Annotated in this window: 17 protein-coding genes and 2 rRNA genes; 9 read left to right on the top strand and 10 right to left on the bottom strand. The window is 62.9% G+C overall.

All coding sequences use genetic code 11. The annotated features are described in order from the left end of the window. The first annotated feature begins 337 nt into the window (after positions 1 to 337). From HX613_RS09810 to HX613_RS09800, 3 genes are all read left to right on the top strand, one after another. Positions 338 to 3,454 (top strand): 23S ribosomal RNA (locus HX613_RS09810). Positions 3,455 to 3,614: 160 nt separating this feature from the next. Continuing rightward, positions 3,615 to 3,733, top strand: a 5S ribosomal RNA gene (gene rrf, locus HX613_RS09805). A 419-nt stretch (positions 3,734 to 4,152) separates the two neighbouring features. Continuing rightward, positions 4,153 to 4,578, top strand: a complete 426-nt coding sequence (locus HX613_RS09800; RefSeq protein ID WP_235345152.1) for a Rieske (2Fe-2S) protein — start codon at positions 4,153 to 4,155, stop codon at positions 4,576 to 4,578. Between the two features lie 251 nt (positions 4,579 to 4,829). Here HX613_RS09800 and HX613_RS09795 read toward each other — a convergent pair whose 3' ends face one another. From HX613_RS09795 to HX613_RS09785, 3 genes are read right to left on the bottom strand one after another with little or no spacing between them, the layout of a single operon-like run. Beyond that, on the bottom strand, positions 4,830 to 5,024 hold the full coding sequence (locus HX613_RS09795; RefSeq protein ID WP_235345151.1) for a hypothetical protein: 195 nt from the start codon (positions 5,022 to 5,024) through the stop codon (positions 4,830 to 4,832). Further along, positions 5,021 to 6,139, bottom strand: a complete 1,119-nt coding sequence (locus HX613_RS09790; protein WP_235345150.1) for a serine hydrolase domain-containing protein — start codon at positions 6,137 to 6,139, stop codon at positions 5,021 to 5,023. Before HX613_RS09790 ends, HX613_RS09795 begins: the two co-directional genes overlap by 4 nt. Before the next feature lie 30 nt (positions 6,140 to 6,169). Then, positions 6,170 to 6,715, bottom strand: coding sequence for a helix-turn-helix domain-containing protein (locus HX613_RS09785; RefSeq protein ID WP_235345149.1), 546 nt, complete (start codon positions 6,713 to 6,715; stop codon positions 6,170 to 6,172). A gap of 130 nt (positions 6,716 to 6,845) precedes the next feature. Here HX613_RS09785 and HX613_RS09780 point away from each other — a divergent pair, with 130 nt between their 5' ends. Then, positions 6,846 to 7,583 (top strand): HdeD family acid-resistance protein, encoded by a 738-nt coding sequence (locus tag HX613_RS09780; protein ID WP_235345148.1) that lies wholly within the window; start codon positions 6,846 to 6,848, stop codon positions 7,581 to 7,583. Between the two features lie 71 nt (positions 7,584 to 7,654). Then, a complete protein-coding gene (gene otsB / locus HX613_RS09775; protein WP_235345147.1) occupies positions 7,655 to 10,300 on the top strand; it encodes a trehalose-phosphatase in 2,646 nt (881 codons plus the stop codon). A 116-nt stretch (positions 10,301 to 10,416) separates the two neighbouring features. Here otsB and HX613_RS09770 read toward each other — a convergent pair whose 3' ends face one another. After that, the gene (locus HX613_RS09770; protein WP_143924667.1) at positions 10,417 to 10,869 is read right to left on the bottom strand and encodes a MaoC family dehydratase; all 453 of its coding nucleotides are present in this window, start codon (positions 10,867 to 10,869) and stop codon (positions 10,417 to 10,419) included. Positions 10,870 to 11,069: 200 nt separating this feature from the next. On the opposite strand from HX613_RS09770, the gene HX613_RS09765 reads away from it, so the two are divergent. After that, positions 11,070 to 11,666 (top strand): DUF1990 family protein, encoded by a 597-nt coding sequence (locus HX613_RS09765; RefSeq protein WP_235345146.1) that lies wholly within the window; start codon positions 11,070 to 11,072, stop codon positions 11,664 to 11,666. 224 nt (positions 11,667 to 11,890) lie between these two features. On the opposite strand, the gene HX613_RS09760 is transcribed toward HX613_RS09765, so the two are convergent. Genes HX613_RS09760 through HX613_RS09745 form a run of 3 tightly spaced genes read right to left on the bottom strand, consistent with a single transcriptional unit; the run spans position 11,891 to position 14,764 of the window. Beyond that, complete coding sequence (locus tag HX613_RS09760; RefSeq protein ID WP_235345145.1) at positions 11,891 to 13,171, bottom strand: sensor histidine kinase; 1,281 nt, start codon at positions 13,169 to 13,171, stop codon at positions 11,891 to 11,893. A gap of 4 nt (positions 13,172 to 13,175) precedes the next feature. Next, on the bottom strand, positions 13,176 to 14,192 hold the full coding sequence (locus HX613_RS22650) for a response regulator transcription factor (protein ID WP_328284939.1): 1,017 nt from the start codon (positions 14,190 to 14,192) through the stop codon (positions 13,176 to 13,178). Then, the gene (locus tag HX613_RS09745) at positions 14,192 to 14,764 is read right to left on the bottom strand and encodes a hypothetical protein (protein WP_235345144.1); all 573 of its coding nucleotides are present in this window, start codon (positions 14,762 to 14,764) and stop codon (positions 14,192 to 14,194) included. Before HX613_RS09745 ends, HX613_RS22650 begins: the two co-directional genes overlap by 1 nt. 250 nt (positions 14,765 to 15,014) lie before the next feature. Here HX613_RS09745 and HX613_RS09740 point away from each other — a divergent pair, with 250 nt between their 5' ends. Together HX613_RS09740 and HX613_RS09735 are read left to right on the top strand one after the other, a co-directional pair. Further along, positions 15,015 to 15,278 (top strand): hypothetical protein, encoded by a 264-nt coding sequence (locus HX613_RS09740; RefSeq protein WP_235345143.1) that lies wholly within the window; start codon positions 15,015 to 15,017, stop codon positions 15,276 to 15,278. Between the two features lie 82 nt (positions 15,279 to 15,360). Beyond that, positions 15,361 to 17,007: a long-chain-fatty-acid--CoA ligase gene (locus tag HX613_RS09735; RefSeq protein WP_235345142.1), complete on the top strand. Its 1,647-nt coding sequence runs from the start codon at positions 15,361 to 15,363 to the stop codon at positions 17,005 to 17,007. Positions 17,008 to 17,083: 76 nt separating this feature from the next. On the opposite strand, the gene HX613_RS09730 is transcribed toward HX613_RS09735, so the two are convergent. The 3 genes from HX613_RS09730 to HX613_RS09720 are packed head-to-tail and all read right to left on the bottom strand — an operon-like array spanning position 17,084 to position 19,874. Beyond that, complete coding sequence (locus HX613_RS09730; protein ID WP_235345140.1) at positions 17,084 to 19,315, bottom strand: heavy metal translocating P-type ATPase; 2,232 nt, start codon at positions 19,313 to 19,315, stop codon at positions 17,084 to 17,086. Beyond that, positions 19,315 to 19,527 (bottom strand): heavy-metal-associated domain-containing protein, encoded by a 213-nt coding sequence (locus HX613_RS09725; RefSeq protein ID WP_235345139.1) that lies wholly within the window; start codon positions 19,525 to 19,527, stop codon positions 19,315 to 19,317. Before HX613_RS09725 ends, HX613_RS09730 begins: the two co-directional genes overlap by 1 nt. A gap of 53 nt (positions 19,528 to 19,580) precedes the next feature. Next, entirely contained in the window at positions 19,581 to 19,874 is a 294-nt protein-coding gene (locus tag HX613_RS09720) for a metal-sensitive transcriptional regulator (protein ID WP_235345137.1), read from the bottom strand. A 135-nt stretch (positions 19,875 to 20,009) separates the two neighbouring features. Here HX613_RS09720 and HX613_RS09715 point away from each other — a divergent pair, with 135 nt between their 5' ends. After that, positions 20,010 to 21,785, top strand: a complete 1,776-nt coding sequence (locus tag HX613_RS09715; RefSeq protein ID WP_235345135.1) for an MOSC domain-containing protein — start codon at positions 20,010 to 20,012, stop codon at positions 21,783 to 21,785. The last annotated feature ends 85 nt before the right edge of the window (positions 21,786 to 21,870 follow it).

Genomic DNA, 21,870 nt, shown 5'->3' with positions numbered 1-21,870 from the left:
GTGACCGGGGTATGTGCCTCGTGTGAGCGTGTTGGTGGGTGGATATGAATGAATACGTTATTGGGTCCTGGAATCACAGGCCCCACACGGACGCGTAACCTTTTGGGTTGTGTGTGGTGTGTGGTGTGGTGGTTTCAATCAACGGACCGACCCAGACCATACGTGCGCTGCTATGCAGGGTGGGTGTGGGTGGTGTTTGGTAGTGGTTTGAGAATCGTATAGTGGACGCGAGCATCAACAACACAACTTTGTTGTGTTGTTATGTAATGTGATTTTTCTTGTGAAATCCGAAAGTGTTTTTTTCGCGCACACAATCATCAACCAACACAGTTGGTTGGTATGAGTGTGTAAGAGCGCATGGTGGATGCCTTGGCATCAGGAGCCGATGAAGGACGTGGAAATCTGCGATAAGCCTCGGGGAGCCGATAAACGGGCTGTGATCCGAGGGTGTCCGAATGGGGAAACCCCGCCACATGAGAGTGTGGTGACCCGCATCTGAATATATAGGGTGTGTGGGGGGAACGCGGGGAAGTGAAACATCTCAGTACCCGTAGGAAGAGAAAATAAAATATGATTCCGGGAGTAGTGGCGAGCGAAACTGGAAGAGCCTAAACCGTGTCAGTGTCAAGCGTGCTGGTGTTGCTGACGTGGTGTTGTGGGGTATGCGTGTCTCATCCAGCATGGTGGGGACGTTGATGTGTGTTGCGTGTAGTCGAAGCTGGTGGGAAACAGTACCGGAGTGGGTGAGAGTCCCGTAGACGAAACATGTGACCCCGACGTTGTGCATACACCCGAGTAGCACGGTACTCGTGGAATGTCGTGTGAATCTGCCAGGACCACCTGGTAAGGCTAAATACTTCCTGATGACCGATAGCGGATAGTACCGTGAGGGAATGGTGAAAAGTACCCCGGGAGGGGAGTGAAATAGTACCTGAAACCATGTGCTTACAATCCGTCAGAGCCTCCTTTGTTGGGGTGATGGCGTGCCTTTTGAAGAATGAGCCTGCGAGTTAGCGGTGCGTGGCGAGGTTAACCCGAGAGGGGTAGTCGTAGCGAAAGCGAGTCCGAATAGGGCGTCCCAGTCGCGTGTCCTAGACCCGAAGCGGAGTGATCTAGCCATGGGCAGGGTGAAGCGTGTGTAAGAGCGCGTGGAGGCCCGCACCCACTTCAGTTGAAAATGGAGGGGATGACCTGTGGTTAGGGGTGAAAGGCCAATCAAACTCTGTGATAGCTGGTTCTCCCCGAAATGCATTTAGGTGCAGCGTTGCGTGGTTCTTGCCGGAGGTAGAGCTACTGGATGGCTGATGGGCCCCACCGGGTTACTGACGTCAACTAAACTCCGAATGCCGGTAAGGTTCAGCGTGGCAGTGAGACAGTGGGGGATAAGCTTCATTGTCGAGAGGGAAACAGCCCAGACCATCAACTAAGGCCCCTAAGCGTGTGCTAAGTGGGAAAGGATGTTCAGTTGCGAAGACAACCAGGAGGTTGGCTTAGAAGCAGCCATCCTTGAAAGAGTGCGTAATAGCTCACTGGTCAAGTGATTGAGCGCCGATAATGTAGCGGGGCTAAGTACACCGCCGAAGTTGTGGCAGCATCCCTTTATAGCCGTAATGGTGGGGTGTTGGGTAGGGGAGCGTCGTGCTGGCAGTGAAGTCGCCGTGTGAACGAGTGGTGGAGCCGGTACGAGTGAGAATGCAGGCATGAGTAGCGAAAGACGGGTGAGAAACCCGTCCACCGGATGACCAAGGGTTCCAGGGCTAGGCTAATCCGCCCTGGGTAAGTCGGGACCTAAGGCGAGGCCGACAGGCGTAGTCGATGGACAACCAGTTGATATTCTGGTACCGACGCTCAACCGTCAATACCAAAACACATGATACTAACTTTCTGGCTCGTCCTTTGCGTCTTCGGATGTGATGTTGGCGAGTTGGTAAGGACCTGAGTGTGGAGTCGGTAAGCGCGAGGTGTGACGCAGGAAGGTAGCCAGGCCACGCGATGGTAGTCGTGGTCTAAGGTCGTAGCACGTGGGGGTAGGTAAATCCGTCCCCACACGTAGTGTGAGAGCTGATGGGCGCCCCATTTTGGTGGGGTGATCTGGTGATCCTATGCTGCCGAGAAAAGCATCGGCGTGAGGTTGTGTGTTGCCCGTACCCTATAACCGACACAGGTGGTCAGGTAGAGAATACTAAGGTGATCGAGAGAATCGTGGTTAAGGAACTCGGCAAAATGCCCCCGTAACTTCGGGAGAAGGGGGACCATCCTGGTGAAGCCAACGTGCTTGGTGATGTGCTGGTGGTGGTCGCAGAGGCCAGAGAGAAGCGACTGTTTATTAAAAACACAGGTCCGTGCGAAGATGTAAGTCGATGTATACGGACTGACGCCTGCCCGGTGCTGGAAGGTTAAGAGGACTCGTTAACCCTTTAGGGGTGAAGCGGAGAATTTAAGCCCCAGTAAACGGCGGTGGTAACTATAACCATCCTAAGGTAGCGAAATTCCTTGTCGGGTAAGTTCCGACCTGCACGAATGGCGTAACGACTTCTCTGCTGTCTCAACCACGAACTCGGCGAAATTGCATTACGAGTAAAGATGCTCGTTACGCGCAGCAGGACGGAAAGACCCCGAGACCTTCACTATAGTTTGGTATTGGGATTCGGTGTGGTTTGTGTAGGATAGGTGGGAGACTGTGAGACCTCGACGCTAGTTGGGGTGGAGTCGTCAAGTGAAATACCACTCTGACTATACTGGATTTCTTAACTTCGGACCCTGATCGGGTTCAGGGACAGTGCCTGATGGGTAGTTTAACTGGGGCGGTTGCCTCCTAAAGAGTAACGGAGGCGCCCAAAGGTTCCCTCAGCCTGGTTGGCAATCAGGTGTCGAGTGTAAGTGCACAAGGGAGCTTGACTGTGAGACGGACGTGTCGAGCAGGAGCGAAAGCTGGGACTAGTGACCCGGCCATGGCTTGTGGAAGCGTGGTCGCTCAACGGATAAAAGGTACCTCGGGGATAACAGGCTGATCTTGCCCAAGAGTCCATATCGACGGCATGGTTTGGCACCTCGATGTCGGCTCGTCGCATCCTGGGGCTGTAGTCGGTCCCAAGGGTTGGGCTGTTCGCCCATTAAAGCGGTACGCGAGCTGGGTTTAGAACGTCGTGAGACAGTTCGGTCCCTATCCGCTGCGTGCGTAGGAAATTTGTGGAGGCCTGTCCTTAGTACGAGAGGACCGGGACGGACGAACCTCTGGTGTGCCAGTTGTACCGCCAGGTGCATGGCTGGTTGGCTACGTTCGGGAAGGATAACCGCTGAAAGCATCTAAGCGGGAAGCCTGCTTCGAGATGAGATTTCCAACCCCACTTGTTGGGGGTGAGGTGTCCTATAGATTATGGGTTTGATAGGCCGGGTATGGAAGCACTGTGAGGTGTGGAGTTGACTGGTACTAATACGCCGATCACTCATACAACCATTTTGTTGGTTGGTGTGTGGGAGTAACGTTTACGGGTTTTATAAGGCTTAACGGGTCATGTTGCATGATGGTGTTCGCGTTCGCTGTACGGTTCTTGGACTGCTACTACACTCTTTGAGCATTTGGTTGCTTGGGGTGGTGGTGGTTCGTGTGGTTTTGCGGTGGTGATAGTGGTGGGGAAACGCCCGGTTAACCGTTCCGATCCCGGTAGCTAAGCCCATTCGCGCTGATGGTACTGCAACTTGGTGGTTGTGGGAGAGTAAGTGACTGCCGCAATATTCTTTAAAAGGGGAGGCCATCCTGTCGTTGACGGGGTGGCCTTCTTGTGTGTGGTGAGGGGTCATTCCATGTTTGGTGGGGTGACCCCTGACTCGTATTCATGGCCTTGTGTGTTTTCATGTGTGGTGTGGGGTTGTGTTGGGGTTGTCTCGTGTGTTGCGGGGTAGCCCCTTTTTTTATATTCAGTTCCGTGGTGTGGGGTACTGCCGAAGATGTGTGTCGTGTGTTCGGGGATTTTCTTGTTGAGTGTTGTACGCGACTGGACTCACTGGGATGGCTGGCAGGTTGAAGACAGAGCGTCGCAGCCAAGGAAACACGCAAGGTCCGTCCATTGGCATTGCTGCGTCATCTCCTCGCGCTACCCTTGAAGCCGAACAACCGAGCAGCAGCCTATGGGCAGGAAACTGAGGAGCACAGTGGAAACGAACAGGCGCACGATCATCAAGTCAGCGAGTGTGGTGGGCGGCGTCGCAGTCGTCGGGTCCTCTGCAGGGCTCGCCTCGGCGTGCACCTCGGAGGAGCCGGACGATTCACAGTCGAACTCTGGCGCAGATGCCACCGTTGAGGCTAGCGAGGTTCCGGTCGGATCCGGCACCGTCGTCGATGAAACCTATGTCATCACCCAGCCAAAGGAGGGCGAGTTCTACGCCTTCTCTTCCGTCTGCACACACCAGGGCTGCCAGGTTCGCACCGTGACCGAAAAGGAGATCGTGTGCCCGTGTCATTCCTCGAGGTTCTCGACGACTTCAGGTGAGGTGACCGGAGGTCCCGCTAGCGAGCCCCTCCCCGAATATTCGGTGTCTGAGAGCGGCGGGAAGCTGACGATCTCCGGCAGCTCCTGAACCCAGCGGACCTCACCTCTTGCGAGCGAACCCTTGTGCGAACTCGGTACTGTCCGTGGCCGATGGTCCTAGCTCAGCAGCAGTCCCGGAACCACTAAGGCAGCGGAGACGGCGAGCGTAAGGACGCTCGAGACGCTGAGATTGGTCATCTCCGACCGGCGCGTCCTCTCATTCGCTGCCCGCCACGAGAGGTTCGGCCAAGCTGTTGCCGCCAGATACACCGCGATGACATAACCGCCGAGGCTGAGCATCTAGACGTAGATAAACCACGAGCTCCAACCGCCGAAGTTCGCGATAAGCCGGACGAGCAGCAGCATGGCGACGGCAACGAGAAGATTGCTCAGCAGCATTGTTCGGGTTGTCGCTCGAGATGCCCGGATGGCGGCGAAGGATCCCCATGCGACGACGACTGCGCTGGCGATCTGAGAGAAGAGTTCGGGATTCATGATCGGTCTCCTGCCGACGAGATCAGATCAGCGGCATCGTCGACCCAGTTCGCCGAGTCGACGAGGACGACGATCCCCTCGTGCGACTCGGGGTCGAAACCGAGGTAGGACCGGTAACCGCCGGTGCCGCCGTTGTGCCAAGTGAGATTCGGACTGCGATCCTTCGTTGTGAACCAGGCCCAGCCGATGCGGTCGCTCTCGTCATAGTCTGCGCGAGGTTCGATCGCCTCGGCGCCTGGAGCCGTCCCGTCCATCGTCGCTCGCAGCCAGATGCTCATATCGTGCACTGTCGACCTGGCGGCACCCGACGGGGCCGTCCCGCCCAGTGTCCAGGGGGCGGCACTGAGCCCGGAGGCTGTGTACCCGTGGGGCAGTTCCTGCGCCGATTCGGGCACGTATGTGCTGTCCATACCCAAGGGCTCGGTGATCCGGTCGCGAACGAGCTCTCCGTAACTGGATCCGGTGACCGTCGCTAGGGCCTGGCCGAGGATCCCGAAGGCGAAGTTCGAGTACTCCGGCTCTTTCTCGCCCACGTCTACATCCTTGAGCGAGCCGACGAGGTCCCTCGCAGTCCCGCGATAGGGGTCTGTGTGGAGGTATCTCGAAAGTAGTCTCGCAAGGCCGTCTCCGAAGCTCAGCGCCGGTTCCTGCTTGGGCAGACCCGAACGCTGCGTGGCGATCGAGGTCAGAGTCACCTCGGCGACATCACCTTCGAGATCGGGCCACACATCGCCAAGTCGGGTACCCTCGTCGATCTCACCCCGCTCGATGGCGTCGGCGAAGAGCGCAGCGGTGAAGGTCTTCGTGATCGACCCAATCTCGAACTCGGAATTCTCGTCCGCACCGACCCCGCCCCAGGTGATCTCATCTCCGTTGACCTTCGCGGCCGCAACATGGTGCCAGTGCGCGCTGCCGAGGGTCTCCTCGACCTGTTTGACCAGACCGGCATTGCCGGTGGCCTGACCTTGGAATCCGCGGGGGAACGGTGTGATGACCATGAGGAGGGCCGCAGTGATCACAGCGGCGATGATTGCAGTCAGCCGTCGCTGAGGTGTGGCTGTCGTCGGGTGCGGGGGAGGGGTGCTCGTGTGCGAGGCGTTGGTACTGGTATCCATTTGCTGTCCTGTTCCAAGGTCAGTGCGGTGTCAGTGGGTGCCGATGAGGATGAGCGTGAGCAGGGGGATGATCTTCTGACCAGGGACCCTCCAATGCCCGCGCCGAGAATTCTCGAGCCAGCCGGCTCCGGCGAGGGCGTGGACGTGGTGGTAGATCTGGCCGGTTGTGCCGAATCGGTCGTCCTGGCCGAGCTGGGACACAGTGGTCGTGCCCTCGTAGACCGCTTGCAGGAGCTCAAGTCGGACTGGGTGGCCCAGTGCTGCCAGGGCAGGGGCCGCCTCGGCGAAGTTGAGGTCTTCAAGTGCAGCGGAGGGCAGACCCATCTGCCAGGAAACCGGGGACTCGGCGCCGGGTGGGGTGATGTGACCGGTGTAGACGACACCACCTTCGTCTCCCGCATGGTCGAGGAGGCCGTTGAGGGCCCAGAAGGTATCGTCCTCGGCAGCTCGGGCCGGTCGTCGGCTTGGGGCAGGGTCAACAGCAGCCTCGGCAGAAGCAGCAGGTAAGACCGCGGCATTCTCCAGGTCGGCGACCTTGCGCTCGAGCTCTGCCAGGCGGGCCTCGACTGTGCTCATTGAATCATCCTTCGACGGGGTACTCATAGCATCATAATACAGAATATACGTAATTACGTAAAGACATGAATTGCCAGTGTGGTGCCCGGTGCCAGACAGACTCAGGTGAGAGACCTAAACTGGTGGTGTGATGAGTACCGACGAACCGCGCACCGAGCCCACGCAACCGCGACCTGAAGCACTGCCCCAGGCCATCTCCGAGTCGAAAGCGCTCGGTGCTCCGATGGTCGTCCGCGGAATCCTCGGCGTCGCCTTCGGCTTCGCGACGGTCTTCTGGCCACGTGATGCGGCAAGCCCCAAACACCTGTCGATGGGCGTCGACATCGTCGACATCCTGTCCATCAGCTACCTCGTGCTGTTCGCCCTGGCCCTTGTCTACCAAGCACTCCGCTCGCCGCTGAGCGTGCGCACCGCGGTCTACGGCCAAGCTGTCATCACGATCCCCGCGATCGTGTTTCTGTTCCTTGCAGACCAACCCGCGGAACTGCGCGCGGCAATGAGCATCTGGGCCCTGCTCCACGGACTCATCGAGCTGTACAACTACCGTCAGCTCAAGTCCCACCCGATGGCCTCGGACTTCCTCATCGCGGCGGCCTGCCATGTGCTGCTCGGCGTGATCCTCATCTTCGGAGACGGATTCGGTGCGCTGTGGATCCTCGGCTTCACCGGTGTGGCCACGCTCATCGCCGGCGTCATCTTCATCATCGGCGGCTACTCGCGCATCAGCAAAGCCAAGCAGATCGCAGCCGGCAACGAGACATTCGTCGAGGGCCTCCCCGCAGCCGAGACTGATGATCCAGACGCATCCGACACCCCCGACGCATCCGACACACCAGACTCTCCCGACACTCCCGACGACAAGAACTGACATTCGCCGGGCAGCCGCCGAAGACCACGTCACCCGACGCCCCCAGCCGAACTCGAGAAGACCGAGGTGAGATGAGTACCGTCGAGCACGACTACGAGAATCTTTCCCCACTTACACCCATCGCCGCCTCCGTCAGCTCCTCGGGACTCCTGGGCGACCTGGCCGAAGCCAGCCGCGAACTCTCCCCGGAGCTCTTCCGCCGACTCTTCGAAGTCTCCCGTTCACCCTCACTCCTCATCGCCACCGACTACGACGGCACCATCGCGCCGATCGTCGACCTCCCCGGCCAGGCCTTCCCGCTGGACTCCTCGGTCGACTCACTGCGCGCGCTCGCTCTGCTCCCGTCCACCTCGGCGGGGGTGATCTCCGGTCGCAGCCTCCGCGATCTCGCGGCGATGTCACGGCTGCCCCGGGAGGTCCACCTCTTCGGCTCCCACGGCGGAGAGACGGACACTGTCGCCATCGACAGCCTCGATCCGGAGCAGCGCACGGCTCTCGACGGCCTCCGGCGAGACCTGTTCCAGACGCTGCCGACGACGATCATCGAACACAAGACCACCGGTGCGGCCGTCCACCTGCGCGGGCTCGACGAGGCAGAACGCCACAAGGTCGAATCCGCAGTGGATGAACTCGTTGACACTCACGCGATCTTTCCGACTCGGGGCAAGCAGGTCATCGACCTCTCGGTCGTCCCCTCTTCGAAGGCCGAGGCTCTGCAGCGTCTTCGGGAGCAGACCGGGGCACAGGTGGTCGTGTTCATCGGCGATGACACCGCGGACGAATTCGCCCTCGAAACGCTAGGGGAGGCTGACCTGGGGCTCAAGGTGGGCCGCGACTCTGCAGAGACGCACGCGGACTTCCCGATCAGCTCTCCGGAGGAGGTCTCCGTCGTCCTCGCCGCGATCTACGAGCTGCGCAAATCCTGGCTGTTCGGCAGACGCGCGACCCCGATCCACCGGCACAGTCTGCTGGGCAACGGGCAGTCGACGGCACTGGTCGACCCTTTCGGCAGCATCTGCTGGATGCCGCACCCGCTGCCGCATTCCTCGTCGATGTTCTCCGAAATCCTCGGCGCCGAGGCTGCCGGATTCTTCGCCGTCGACACCGAAGCCGGCACCGCCCCGCTGACACAGCGCTACCTCACCCACTCCACGCTCCTGGAGACCCGCTGGCCGGGCCTGAACTGCATCGACTACCTCGCCCCGGTCGACGCCAACAGCGACGACACCATCGTCGTGCGCGTGCTCACCGGCGACACCGCGGCCCGGATCCGCTTCGCCCCACGACTGGACTACGCCACCGTTCCGACGCGCATGATCCGCAGCCACGACGGCGTACAACTGCTCGGCACCTCCGAGCCCATCTCCCTGATCGCGCCCGGTGTCGACTTCGAGATCAGTGAGACCGGACAGTCACACACCGCCGAGGCGGTTGTCGTGCCCTCTGACATGCCGGGCGGCGTCGTGGTCCTCGTTCTGGCCTGCGGCACCGGCACCGGCGATGCCCGCTACATGGCCACCGGCGGTGAGCACCATGTGCGCCAGCGCGCCCTGAGCTTCTGGACCAACTGGGTCGACACCCTCAACATCCCCAGCCACCACCGCGAAGAGGTCATCCGCTCGGCGGTGACCCTGCGCGCCCTGTGCCACGAACCGACCGGAGGGGTGCTTGCGGCACCGACGACCTCCCTGCCCGAGGGCATCGGCGGCGTGCGCAACTGGGACTACCGCTACACCTGGCTGCGCGACGGATCGATGACCGTGCGCGCGCTGCTCTCCCTCGGGTCCACCGGTGAAGCCGAAGGATTCCTGTCCTGGCTGACTGGAATCCTGGCCCGTACAGTGTCCCCCGAGCAGCTCCACCCGCTCTACGCCGTCGACGGTTCCGCACTGACCACCGAGGCGGTGCTGGCCCACCTGCCCGGATACGCGGGATCCCGTCCGGTTCGGGTGGGCAACGCGGCCGAACACCAGGTCCAACTCGACGTCTTCGGCCCGGTCACCGAGCTCCTCAACGAACTCAGCGAACACCTCGGCGATCTTCCGGATTCGTATTGGACACTGACGTGTCAGATGGTCGAAGCCGTGAGCAAACGGTGGTTCGAAGCCGATCACGGGATCTGGGAGGCCAGGCGTCCGCCGAAGCACAACGTCTACACGCGTGTGATGTGCTGGGTGACCGTCGATCGGGCGCTGCAGATCGCCGAGCGCTTCGGCCGCGAACTTCCCGGCGCCTGGCGGCAGCTGCGCGAGGAGATCGCCCACGATGTGCTCGAGAACGGGTACAACGAAGAGGTCGGGGCCTTCACCGTTGCCTACGGTGAGACCGACCTCGACTCGGCGTGCCTGTTCGTGGGGCTCTCCGGTCTGCTGCCGGCCGACGACCCGCGCTTCGTCTCGACCGTCGATGCCATCGAGCGCGAGCTGCGAGTGGGTCCGACGGTCTTCCGCTACCGCTACGACGATGGGCTGCCCGGTCTTGAGGGCGGCTTCCACATCTGCACGACCTGGCTCATCGAGGCCTTCATCAAGGTCGGACGCATCGACGACGCCTGGGACCTGTTCCGTCAGCTGGACAACCTGCTGGGGCCCACCGGACTGCTGGCCGAGGAATACGATCCGGTCGCGGAGATGCACCTGGGCAATCACCCGCAGGCCTACTCTCACCTGGGCTACATCCGCGTCGCGCAGATGCTCGACGCCTACCGCCCCAGCTGAGCACGGCATACGGTCACCGGCAACCGGCACCCGAGAAACGGATTGAGTGTCAATACACGGGTGCAAGCGTGTGTTTTTCGACATGCAACCCGTGCCTCGGCGCAGGTGGCGTAGCCTCACTCGACGAGGAGGGTGACCACCTCGGCGATGCACGCAGGACGCTCTTCGCCTTCGATCTCGATGACGTGCTTGAGGATGACCTGGGTGCCCTTGTCTCCGGGAATGACCTCGTTGACGCTGACGGTGCCGCGCAGGCGAGAGCCCACCGGGACCGGCTGAGCGAAGCGGACCTTGTTGAGGCCGTAGTTGACGCGGATGGAGACGCCCTCGATGGTGAAGATCTCGCTCGAGAACTTCGGGATCAGGGACAGGGTGAAGAAGCCGTGGACGATCGTCGAACCGTAGGGGCCCTCTGCCGCGCGCTGTTCGTCGATGTGGATCCACTGGTGATCGTCGGTGACATCGGCGAAGGTGTTGATCGCGGCCTGGTCGATCGTCGTCCACTCGGACGAGCCCAACTCGGTGCCGACGAGTGACGTGATCTCATCGATTCCATTGAGTGTGCGCATTCTTGGTTCTCCTTTGATCCGTGACGGTCGCGCGTGATGGTCGTGCGTGGCGAGCGTCTTGCGTGTTCTTAGCGGACATTCGATTGAAGGAATGTCAGTACTTGGCACCTTACTTGTTCGCCTCGCATTTGGCACCGGTGTGTCCGGGATTCGGTAGCGGCATGGCGATGGTGTGTCCGGGATTCGGTTAGGTTGGGGGTATGGCACCCTCCACGGATGAACCACTGACTCAGCCGCTCTCACCCCGGTGGGTCGACCGGCCGGCAGGCTACCGACACTTCGAGTCGGCCCACTTCGTCGGTCATGGCCGCGAGACTTTCGATCGCTGCGCGGAGGAGCTCCTGCATTGGGAGGTGAAGATCCGCAGCGGGTTCGACATCGGTGTGCAGGCTCCGGAGGACGACACAGACCCCCTGAACGTCGGCAGCAGCTGCGCTGCGGGTGCTGCCGGCAGGGCCGCCGGTACGAGCGTCGGCGCGGGCCTCCCGCGGGTCCGGGCCGGACAGGAGCCGACGATCTTCGTGCGGCTCGGGCCGTTCCGCCTGCCCGAGCCGGCCCGCGTCATCGAGGTCTTCGAGGCTGAAGCAAGACGTGGCTTCACCTACGCGACGAAACCTGGATACCCGATCACGGGCGAGGAGTCATTCATCCTCATCCACGCTGACGATGATCGAGTCTTCCTTGTGCTGCGCTCCGTCTCACGAGCGGGAATGGGAATCTGGCGCCTCGGGGAGCCCTTCGTCCGCCTCGCCCAGATCATCTACCGCAGGCGATACTCACGTGCACTGCGAGGATGAGGACCGCGATTCCAGCGGGGACGAGGCCCACGCGGTCTGGGCAACCGCCATTGTGCGTACCGCCATTGTTGGCTCGCGTTCGAAATTTCCCACGAAATCGCATGCAACTCCACAATGACGCGACTGCGTAACCACGCAACCACGCACCGACTGCTGCCTTCCAGAAGCTGTCCAACAGTGGCCAATGGGTGCCGTGGGCCATGCGAAGCAGCCCTGCTGAAACCTCAGGCAGATTCGAGATACTGCTGGAGCGCTAAGTCCTGTGCCTCGGGGTCCGGGAAGACCGCCTCGGTGCGTGCACCACCGGTGATCGGATCATTGCTGAAGATCAGGCGAATGCCCAGCAGACGGGCCTGCCCCTGTGCGATGACGAGTCCCAGGCCCATGCCGCCGCCACCGGCGGAGACGAAGCGGGTCGGCCCGGTGTTGACGATGTCGGGTGGGTAGCCGGAACCGGAGTCGGTGATCGTGATGCTCCGGGTGCTCGTCTCCAGGCGGATCGGATCCCCGCCGTGCTTGATCGCATTGACGAGCAGGTTGGTGATGATGCGTTCGAACCGCCGGACATCGGTGACCAGCGTCGAATTCAGTGCCGCGTACTGGGTGTCGATCTCGTGACCGCCCAGAGCACCGGAGGCCGTCATCGTGCCCAACAGCGACTGGACCGTCTGGTCGATGTTGACGCGGGTGAACTCGGGGTTCGCTCGACCCGCATCGAGGCGCGAGACTTCGAGCAGGTCTTCGACGAGAACCTGCATGCGCTTCACCCGATCCTTGACGAGCTCGGCAGGACGCGAATCCTCTTCGAGCAGGTTGGCCGCGTTGACGAGGCCGGTCAGCGGAGTCCGCATCTCGTGCGCCAGGTCCGCAGTGAAGCGCTGCTCGGAGTCGATGCGCTCAGTCAGCCGTGTCACGGCTGTGTCGACCGCCGAGGCGAAGGCCGCGACCTCCTGGTCCGTGTCGTCGACGACATCGGCGATCCTGATGCTCGTATCTCCGGCCGCGATCTTCCGCGCGGCCTGGGCGCCCAGAGTCAGCCTGCGTGAGATGCGCCCTGCCACGATGGAGCCGACACCGCCGACGACCAGCGAGGAGCCGACCATTCCCACCAGCAGAGCCTGGTCGATGCGGCCGATGAGCTCCTGACTGTCCTTGGTCGAAGCGCGCACGGAGATCACCACGGTGTGGGTGCCGACCTCCATCGGGGCGGCCGCCCACACGATCTCCTCACCATCAACCTCGGAGCGCATCGTCACGCTCTGGCCCTTGAGCGCCTGGGCGCGTGCATCCTTGGGCAGAGCAGGGTCATCGATGCGGGCGTTGAGGGTGAGCACTCCGGTCTCGGAGAAGATGGCGACGGAGTTCGCGAGCTGCTCGGTCACGGTTGAGCGCATGCGGTCATCCTCGGCACGGGCCGCGGACTGGCGCAGCACGATGGAGCAGGAGAGCACGGCGATGATGACCGAGGCAACGATGAGAAGGGAGATCTTCCAGCGCAGTGACATGGGATCAGCCCGCGAAGCGGTATCCGAATCCGCGGACGGTCTCGATCATGTTGGCGCCGATCTTCTTCCGCAGGCGCTGGATGTGGACGTCGACGACACGGGAGTCGCCGGCCCATTCATAGCCCCACACGGTGAAGGCGATCTTCTCACGGGAGTAGACGTGCTCGGGCTGTTCGGTCAGGAGCAGGAGGACTCGCAGCTCGGTGGGGGTGAGGTGGACTTCCTCGCCGTCGATCTCCACGGTCAGGCGACCGGTGTCGAGGACCAGGGAACCCAGCCGCGTCCGGAACGGGCCGAGCTCGCGGTCAGACTCGGCGCTGCCGTTGTTGTTCGCGCCCGTACCCGTGTAGCCGCCCTGGCTGGAGCCCGACTGCATGGCCGGTGAGCTGTCAGGGCGGGGAGGGACGGTGACATCGCCGCCGATCATCTGTTCGTTGCCGCTGTCATTCAAGTCCCCCGAGGTGAATTTTCCGCCCGCGCCCAGGAACGTGTCATCGGACTCCAGCTGGGCCTTGAGGCGTTCGCGGGTGTCCATGCCGGGACTGGCTCCGAGCACCTCGGGGATTCCGTCCCCGGTGATCATGCCGCCGGGGCCGATCACGGTTTCGTGCTCCTCGTCCATTTCGGTGGTCGGGGAGTAGCCGAGTTTGTCGGTGCCGGTGGTGATGAAGCGGCGGACGACGGCGCGGATGCGGGCGTTGAGCACCTGCATGTCGAAAGGCTTGGTGAGATAGTCGTCGGCTCCGGCTTCGAGTGCCTGGACGATGTCGATCGCATCCGAGCGTGCGGAGATGATGATGATGGGAATGGTGGACCGCTCGCGCACGGCCCGGCAGATGGATGCGCCGTTCATTGTGGGCAGCATGAGGTCGAGGAGCAGAACGTCGGCACCATGTGCAGCGACGAACTCGTACCCCTCACGACCGTCGGCGAATGCCGACACCGTGTAATCGAACCGTTCCAGGCCGATCTGGGTTGTCTCCCGGATGACCTCGTCATCCTCAACCAGAACAATATGCATTACGTTTCTCCATTAAGCCGCGTGAAGCGTTGACCCGGTTCAAACCTACCTTCATGCAGGCGGAAGACCTGCACCGACCAACCCGAAGGGCAGCAGGCATCGTCACCATCGGCGTACATCGCCTCCTGCACTACCAGTGTCCCATTCTTACCTGGGCTGAGTTTCAGCTGGTTGCCGGTGGCGATCAGTTCAAGGCGTGGTTCGCCGTCCTTTTCGCTGATGACGGCGCCCGCAACGATCTCGCTCTTCTGCTGCGGATTGGCCACGGTGACGAGTTGGAACCTCTTATCGTCACTGAGGAAGGGTGTTGAGAATTTGAGACATTCCTTGCAGTCGGCGACGACCTGCGCAGACTCTGTCGCCTTCCCCGTCACTGCGACTCCCGAAGCGTCCATGATGAGCTTGCGGATCTCCTTGAGCGAGAAGGGATCGTCGGGTGGACCCGAATCTTTGTTGGCAGGTTCGAACAATGAGGGGGATGCCTTACCTTCAGGTTCGACCCGCAATCCCCTGTCCGGACCGCATGCGGTCATGCCCGCCAGTGTGAGCGTCGCAAGGACGGTTGCGATCACTGTTCTGCAGATTGAGCGCGGGCGCGACTTCTGACCAGGGGTGACCTGGTTCGGGCTGAGCGCGCGCGAAACCTCAGCAGAGGGGCGCCGAATGGGGGTGGGCACGTAGACATTTTTGCTTGTTCTGCTCGGGTAGTCCACCTGAGTCCCGTTTCGGGCGAATCAGGAACGGTCGATTGCCCACCTCGTCTCCGGGCTGCCGAGCGACCTCGGTGCACAGATTCTCAGCTGAGGTCGGTACGCTGGGGGCATGGCAGCATCGAAGTCTGAGAAGAAGTCCACCAGCACCGTGTCCTACAAGGATGCGTTCAAAGTGGGGCTCGTCTGCGGCATCGTCGTTCTGGTCCTGTCGATCATCGTCACCCGCGCCTGGCAGGACCCGACCGCATTCGGATTCGCCTTCGTCTATGCCGGTGCCGCGTTCGTCCTGGTCAGCGCCTGCGCCTGCATTCTCAATTGGGTGATGCGCAATGACACTCAGAATGACGATCAGACCTACCCGATCCTCAAATGAGCACAGCGGTCCTCCCTTAACCCCTGCCAGCAGACATAACCCCTGTCGGCTGAGGCCCACCTCGGTGACGTAGGCTTTTTCCATGGAGACCTGGAACACAGAACTGACGCCGTTGTCCTTCCTGCGCCGCTCGGCCGACGTCTTTCCCGACAAGCGCGCCGTGGTCTACAACGACCAGGAGATGACCTACCGCGAATTCGCCGCGGCCGTGGAGACCCGGGCGCATGCTCTGCGCGCAGCGGGCATCAAGCCCGGCGACCGAGTCGCCTACCTCATGCCCAACCTTCCAGAGGCACTCATCGCCGAGTTCGCCGTGCCGCTGGTCGGTGCCGTGCTGGTGCCGATCAACACCCGGCTGGCCCCCGAGGAGGTCCGCTACATCTGCAACCACAGCCAGGCGAAGCTGCTGGTCGTGGATGCGCAGCTGTGGCCCAGCGTCGCCCCCGTCATCGACGGCCTCGACACCGTCGAGCGCATCGTAGACGTCGAGGACACGACGATCGATTCCTCCGCCGAGGCGGTCCGCCCGGATTCGTCCTCACCCGTCGTGACCGGCCTGGACGAGTTCCTGTCCGGCGCCGAAGCTGACACCGAGGCGCTCAGTTGGAGCGTCGAGGACGAGCGCGCGACGCTGTCGATCAACTACACCTCCGGCACGACAGGACGGCCCAAGGGTGTGATGTACACGCACCGGGGCGCCTATCTCAACGCTCTCGGCGAGGTCATCCACTCCGAACACGACGAGAAGAGCGTGTACCTGTGGACGCTGCCCATGTTCCACTGCAACGGCTGGTGCACGGGTTGGGCGCTGACTGCAGCCGGCGGCACCCAGGTGTGCCTGCGCGAGGTGCGCGGAGACGTGATCTGGGATCTCATCGATCGTCACACGGTCACCCACCTCAACGGTGCCCCGACCGTGATGAGCACGGTCATCAACGCCGAGCGGGCGCATTCCCTCGACCGGGCAGTGACGGCAACGATGGCAGGCGCCGCACCGAGCCCGACTCTCATCTGGCAGATGGAGGCACTGAACTTCGAGATCGTGCACGTCTACGGCCTCACGGAGACCTACGGCCCGTACACGGTGTGCGAGTGGCAGGATTCGTGGGATTCACTGGATGACAAGTCCCGGGCCAGGCTCCGCGCACGGCAGGGAGTCGGCATGGTCCAGGCCGATCAGGCGCGCATCGTCGCCCTCGAGTCAGGTGACGAGCTCGTCGACGTTCCAGCCGACGGACAGACGATCGGAGAGATCGTCATGCGCGGCAACAACGTGATGAAGGGCTATTTCCGCGATGAAGATGCCACCGTGAAGGCCTTCCAGGGTGGCTGGTTCCACTCCGGTGACCTGGGCGTGATGCACGAGGACGGCTACATCGAACTGCGTGATCGGTCGAAGGACATCATCGTCTCCGGCGGAGAGAACATCTCGACCGTCGAGATCGAGCAGGCGATCTCCTCGCACCCGGGAGTCCTCGAAGTCGCCGTCATCGGAGTCCCCGACGACAAATGGGGCGAACGGCCGAAGGCATTCATCATCGTGCGTGAGGGACAGCCGGTCACCGAGGCAGAGGTCATCGACCATGTGCGCACGCAGATCGCGAAGTACAAGGCCCCACGCGAGGTCGAAGTCGTCGAGGCACTGCCCAAGACCTCGACCGGAAAGATCCAGAAGTTCGAACTCCGCAACCAGGAATGGGGCGACCGGCCCTCACGCATCCAGGGCTGACGCGTGGGCCCCGCCGGGGCGAACCGTGGGAGGGCCCACGCCGGGGTGAACCGCGGTGAGGGTCCTCACCCGCGTCCTACCTGAACCTCAGCAGGCGCAGGCTGTTGAGGACGACGAAGACCGAGGAGAACGCCATCGCGGCACCGGCGATCATCGGGCTCAGCAGTCCGAACGCAGCGATCGGAACGGCAGCCGTGTTGTAGGCGAAGGCCCAGAACAGGTTGCCCTTGATCAGGCCCAGAGTCTTCCGGGACAGGCGGATCGCCTGCGGGATCTGACGCGGATCCGAACGCACCATGGTGATGTCCGAAGCCGCCATCGCCGCGTCGGTGCCCGATCCCATCGCGATGCCCAGGTCGGCACCGGCCAGGGCCGCGGCGTCGTTGATGCCGTCACCGACCATGGCCACCGCCTGCCCCTGAGCCTGCAGCTCATTGACCACGGCGATCTTGCCTTCGGGGCGGACATCGGCACGGATCTCGGTGATGGAGAGCTTGCCCGCGACCACCTCGGCGGCTTGGGCATTGTCCCCGGTGAGGAGGACGGTGTTGATGCCGAGCGAGTGCAGTTCGGAGATCGCCTCGGCGGCACCGGCCTTGATCTCGTCCGAGACGAAGGTCAGTCCCCGGAAGTGAGAGTCGATGGCCAGGGCGACGATCGTGGCGCCGGTGGGCACATCCACAGCCGAGAACGAGACGTCGATCCCGCGCTCTCGGAGCAGATCCGGGCGCCCAGCGATCACCTCGGCGCCGTCGATCGTGGCCTGCAGTCCGCCGCCGGGAATGTTCTCGAAATCATCCACCGCCGAGGCGGCCGATCGTTCCGGACGCGCGCTCGCCTGCGCGAGCGGCTGAGCCTCGACCCGCGAATCCGTGTCGGACCATTGCCGCGTGCTGGCGGACTCGACGATCGCGCGGGCCACGGGATGCTCGCTCTGTGACTCCAGTCGAGCCAGAGCCGTGAAGTCCTCGTCACTGAGCTGCGTCGCCTGCAGGGACATGACGCCCGTGGTCAGGGTGCCCGTCTTGTCGAGGACGACCGTGTCGATCGAACGACTCGACTCGAGTGCTTCGGGCCCGGAGACGAGGATGCCCAGTTGGGAACCGCGCCCGGACGAGACGGCCAGAGCAGTCGGCGTGGCCAGACCCAGCGCACAGGGGCAGGCGATGATGAGGACGGTGAGCGCGGCGTGCAGGCCCATCGCCCAGTTGCCGGTGATCAGTCCCCAGGCCAGGAGCGTGAGGGCGCTGATCGCGAAGACGATCGGCACGAACACCGCGGAGATCCGGTCGGCCAGGCGCGCGACGGCCGGTTTGCCCGTCTGCGCACGGCTGACCAGATCGGCCATGGCGGCCAGGGTCGTATCGGATCCGACTCGGGTGGCTCGGACCTCGAGCGCACCCGAGGTGTTGATCGTGGCGCCGGTGACCGAGTCGCCGAGTCCGACCTCGACGGGAACGGATTCGCCGGTGAGCATCGCCTGGTCGATTGCGGAGTGGCCGGCGATCACCTCACCGTCGGTGGCGATCTTCTCGCCCGGACGGACGATGAAGACATCGTCGACGGTGAGCTCGTCGATCGGGACCTGGACTTCCTCCCGAGCGCCGTCGCTGCGATCGCGCAGCACGCTCGCGGATTTGGCACCCAGTCCCAGCAGTGCCTTGAGAGCGGCGGTGGCGCGGTTCTTCGCCCGGTCCTCGGTGAGCTTGCCGATGAGCAGGAACACTGTGATCGCGGCCGCGGCTTCGAACCACACGTGATAGTCGCCGGGGATCTGCCAGCCGTGGCCCGCGGCCACCGCCCGACCCAAGGTGATGTATGAGTAGAGGCTGGCGACGATGATTCCGACGCTGACGAGGGTGTCCATGGTCGTGGACCTGCCCCGTGCGGCCTTGAACGCTGCCGAGTGGAATGGCCACGCGCCCCAGGTCACCACGGGCAGGGCGAGGATCGCGACGATCCACTGCCAGCCGGGGAAGTGCCAGCTCATGACCATGGACACGGCCACGATCGGTACTGCGAGAAGCAGGGATCCGAGGAACCGAGGTCGCAGATGCCTGGGATCGTAGTCGACGATCTCAGGCCCGCTCGCCGAGGTGGTCTTGACTGTGGCGCCGTATCCGGCCTTCTCGACGGCGGCAGTGAGGTCCGCGTCGGTGAGCTCGGATTCGACGACCACGTGGGCGGAATTGAGGGGGAGGTTGACCTCCGCGCTGACTCCGTCCAAGCGTGTCAGCTTCTTCTCGATGCGCGCCGAGCACGATGCGCAGGTCATTCCCGTGATGTCGAGATCGACCTCGCGTGACATCACTTCACCTCATAGCCGGCTTCATCGACGGCGGCGCTGATCGCGCCGTCGTCGAGGTCCCTTTCGGAGGTGATGGTCACGGGGGAGACCCCGCCGGCATTGAGCTCGACGGTGACGTCGGTGACTCCGGGCAGTGCTCCGAGCTCCTCCTGCACGGCGCCCACGCAGTGGCCGCAGGTCATTCCGGTGACCTTGATGGTGGTTGTCGTCATGATGTGTCTCCTGTCTTCGCGCGTCAACCGGCAGGTATGCCGATGATGTCGCCTCAGCTCTTGATGAGCCGGGCGATAGCGGCTGAAGCCTCTTCGATCTTCTTGCGTGCTGCCTCGTCGTCGCCGGAAGCGGCGGCGTCGACCACGCAATGAGCGATGTGCTCTTCTAAGAGGTTGATGGAGACCGCGTGCAGCGCGGCCGTTGCTGCGGAGACCTGGGTCAGGATGTCGATGCAGTACTTGTCGTCATCGATCATCTTTCCGATCCCACGGACCTGACCTTCGATCCGTTTCATCCGCTTCGCAAGGGCGTCCTTCTGCGGGGTATATCCATGATGCTCAGTCATGACGATACTATATACCCCCTTAGGGTATGTGTCAAGTGGCCGGCCCCCCGCGCGCTCTGACATGGAGAGCCTCGGCCATTGTGCAATTGGTCTCACCGTGGGCCCCGGGCGTCGCCAAGCTCCTACAATCGAATCATGCGTGTTGCCAGACTGTATCGATTCCCCGTCAAGGGGTTCCCCGCCGAAGAGATCTCCGAGGCGGATGTGCGCACCGAGCGAGGCATCATCGGCGACCGGGTCGCGGCGTTCACCAACGGCAGCCTCGACGTCCCCGACGACAGCTGGCACAGATACTCCGCGTTCACCGTGCTCAAGAACAACACCGACCTGCAGAAATGGCAGGTGGCACTCGATCTCGCCGAGGTGCCTGAAGGGTCTTCGGCGACCGTGACCCTGACGTCCCCGACCCAGGAGTCCACGACCTTCCGCACGGATGACCGGGACTCAAGGGCCGCCTCGGCGGACTTCCTCTCTGCCCGCATACCCCCGCAGGGTGACTTCCCTCGCGCGCTGAGCGTCGCGGATCAGGGGATGTTCGACTCGCAGGCCTCGGGAATCTCGATCATCAACCCGGCCACGGTCGCCGCGATCTCCCAGACCGCCGAGGGGCAGGCGGCCCTGGCGCCGGACGAAACCGAACTCGACCCGCTGCGCTTCCGCGGCAATGTGCTCGTCGAGGGACTCGCTCCCTTCGAGGAATTCGCGCTCATCGGCAAGATCGTCCGCCTCGGCGGGGTGCGCCTGGCCATCACCCAGGCGATCGAACGCTGCCCGGCGACCACGGTCAACCCCGCCACCACCGAGGTCGACGTCAACGTCCCCCGGGTCTTGGCCTCGGCATGCGGACACCTGCACTGCGGCATCTACGGCCGCATCCTCGAATCCGGCCTGGTCAGTACCGGTGATGAGAGCGAGATCGAAGGCGAAGCCCCGCGCGAGCTCGTCAAGACCGCGCGGACTCCGCGCTTCATGACAGTGTTGGGCAGCCAGCAGATCTGCAACGACATCGTCGAGGTCTCACTGCGCGATGATCAGGGCTGGATCCGCGAATTCGACGAACCCGGCACCAGCCTGCGCGTCCACCTCGAACTGGTCGAACCGTTCTGGCGAACCTATACGATCACGGACGTGTCCGATGACATCGTCTCTATCGCGGTGCGCACCCAGGGCAAGGGCTCCCGAGCGGTCGCAGAACTCGCCGCCGGACAGTCCATCCTCGCCTCCGGTCCGCACGGAACGATGACCGCCGAGCGGGTCTTCGGCGGCACGACCGCGCTGGTCACAGCGGGCATCGGCATCACGCCGAGCCTCGGACTGATGCGCGGGGCGGAGTTGTCAGGCACGGACAAGATCAGGCTCGTCCACGTCGACCGCGACCACCGGACGGCCTGTCTCTGGGACCGCCTGCAGAAGCGGGCCGCGTCTCGGACGGTCCCGGTCGAGGCCCACCATCGTGACACCGCGAGCCAGGGCAGGCCGGGTCACTCGGACCTCGTCGACTGGCTGGCAGGCTGCGACAACGTCATGGTCTGCGGACCCGCCGATTTCACCCGCGCAGTGCTCGAGGCCAGCGCCGAGGCCGGAGTTCCGGCAGTGCACCAGGAGATCTTCGCCTCCCCACACACCGGTATGAGTGAGGCCATCGCCCAGTGTCCGCCCGCCGAGGTGACTCTGGAGAATTCGGGGACCAGCTTCCTCTGGGAGCCGCAGCAGGGGACCCTGCTCGAAGCACTGGAAGCGCGCGGACTGCGTGCCGACAGCTCCTGCCGGGGCGGCTCGTGCGGAACCTGCGCCGTGTCCTTGGCCGCCGGGTCGGTCATCTACCCAGTGGAGCCCGCCGCGCGGATCACCGCTGACGAGGTGCTCGTATGCTCCGCCGTCCCGGCCGGGCCCATCAGCCTCGGGATCTGATCAGCCCCAGCCTCGGAAGCTGATCGACCCCAGCCTCGGAGACTGATCAGCCCCGGCCTCGGCGCAGTGGGTGGCAGAATGGAGC

It is taken from the genome of Brevibacterium sp. UCMA 11754, assembly GCF_021532275.1.
Classification (GTDB): Bacteria; Actinomycetota; Actinomycetes; order Actinomycetales; family Brevibacteriaceae; genus Brevibacterium.
The sequence above is the reverse complement of the archived record's forward strand: the minus strand, read 5'-3'. Positions and strand labels throughout refer to the sequence as shown.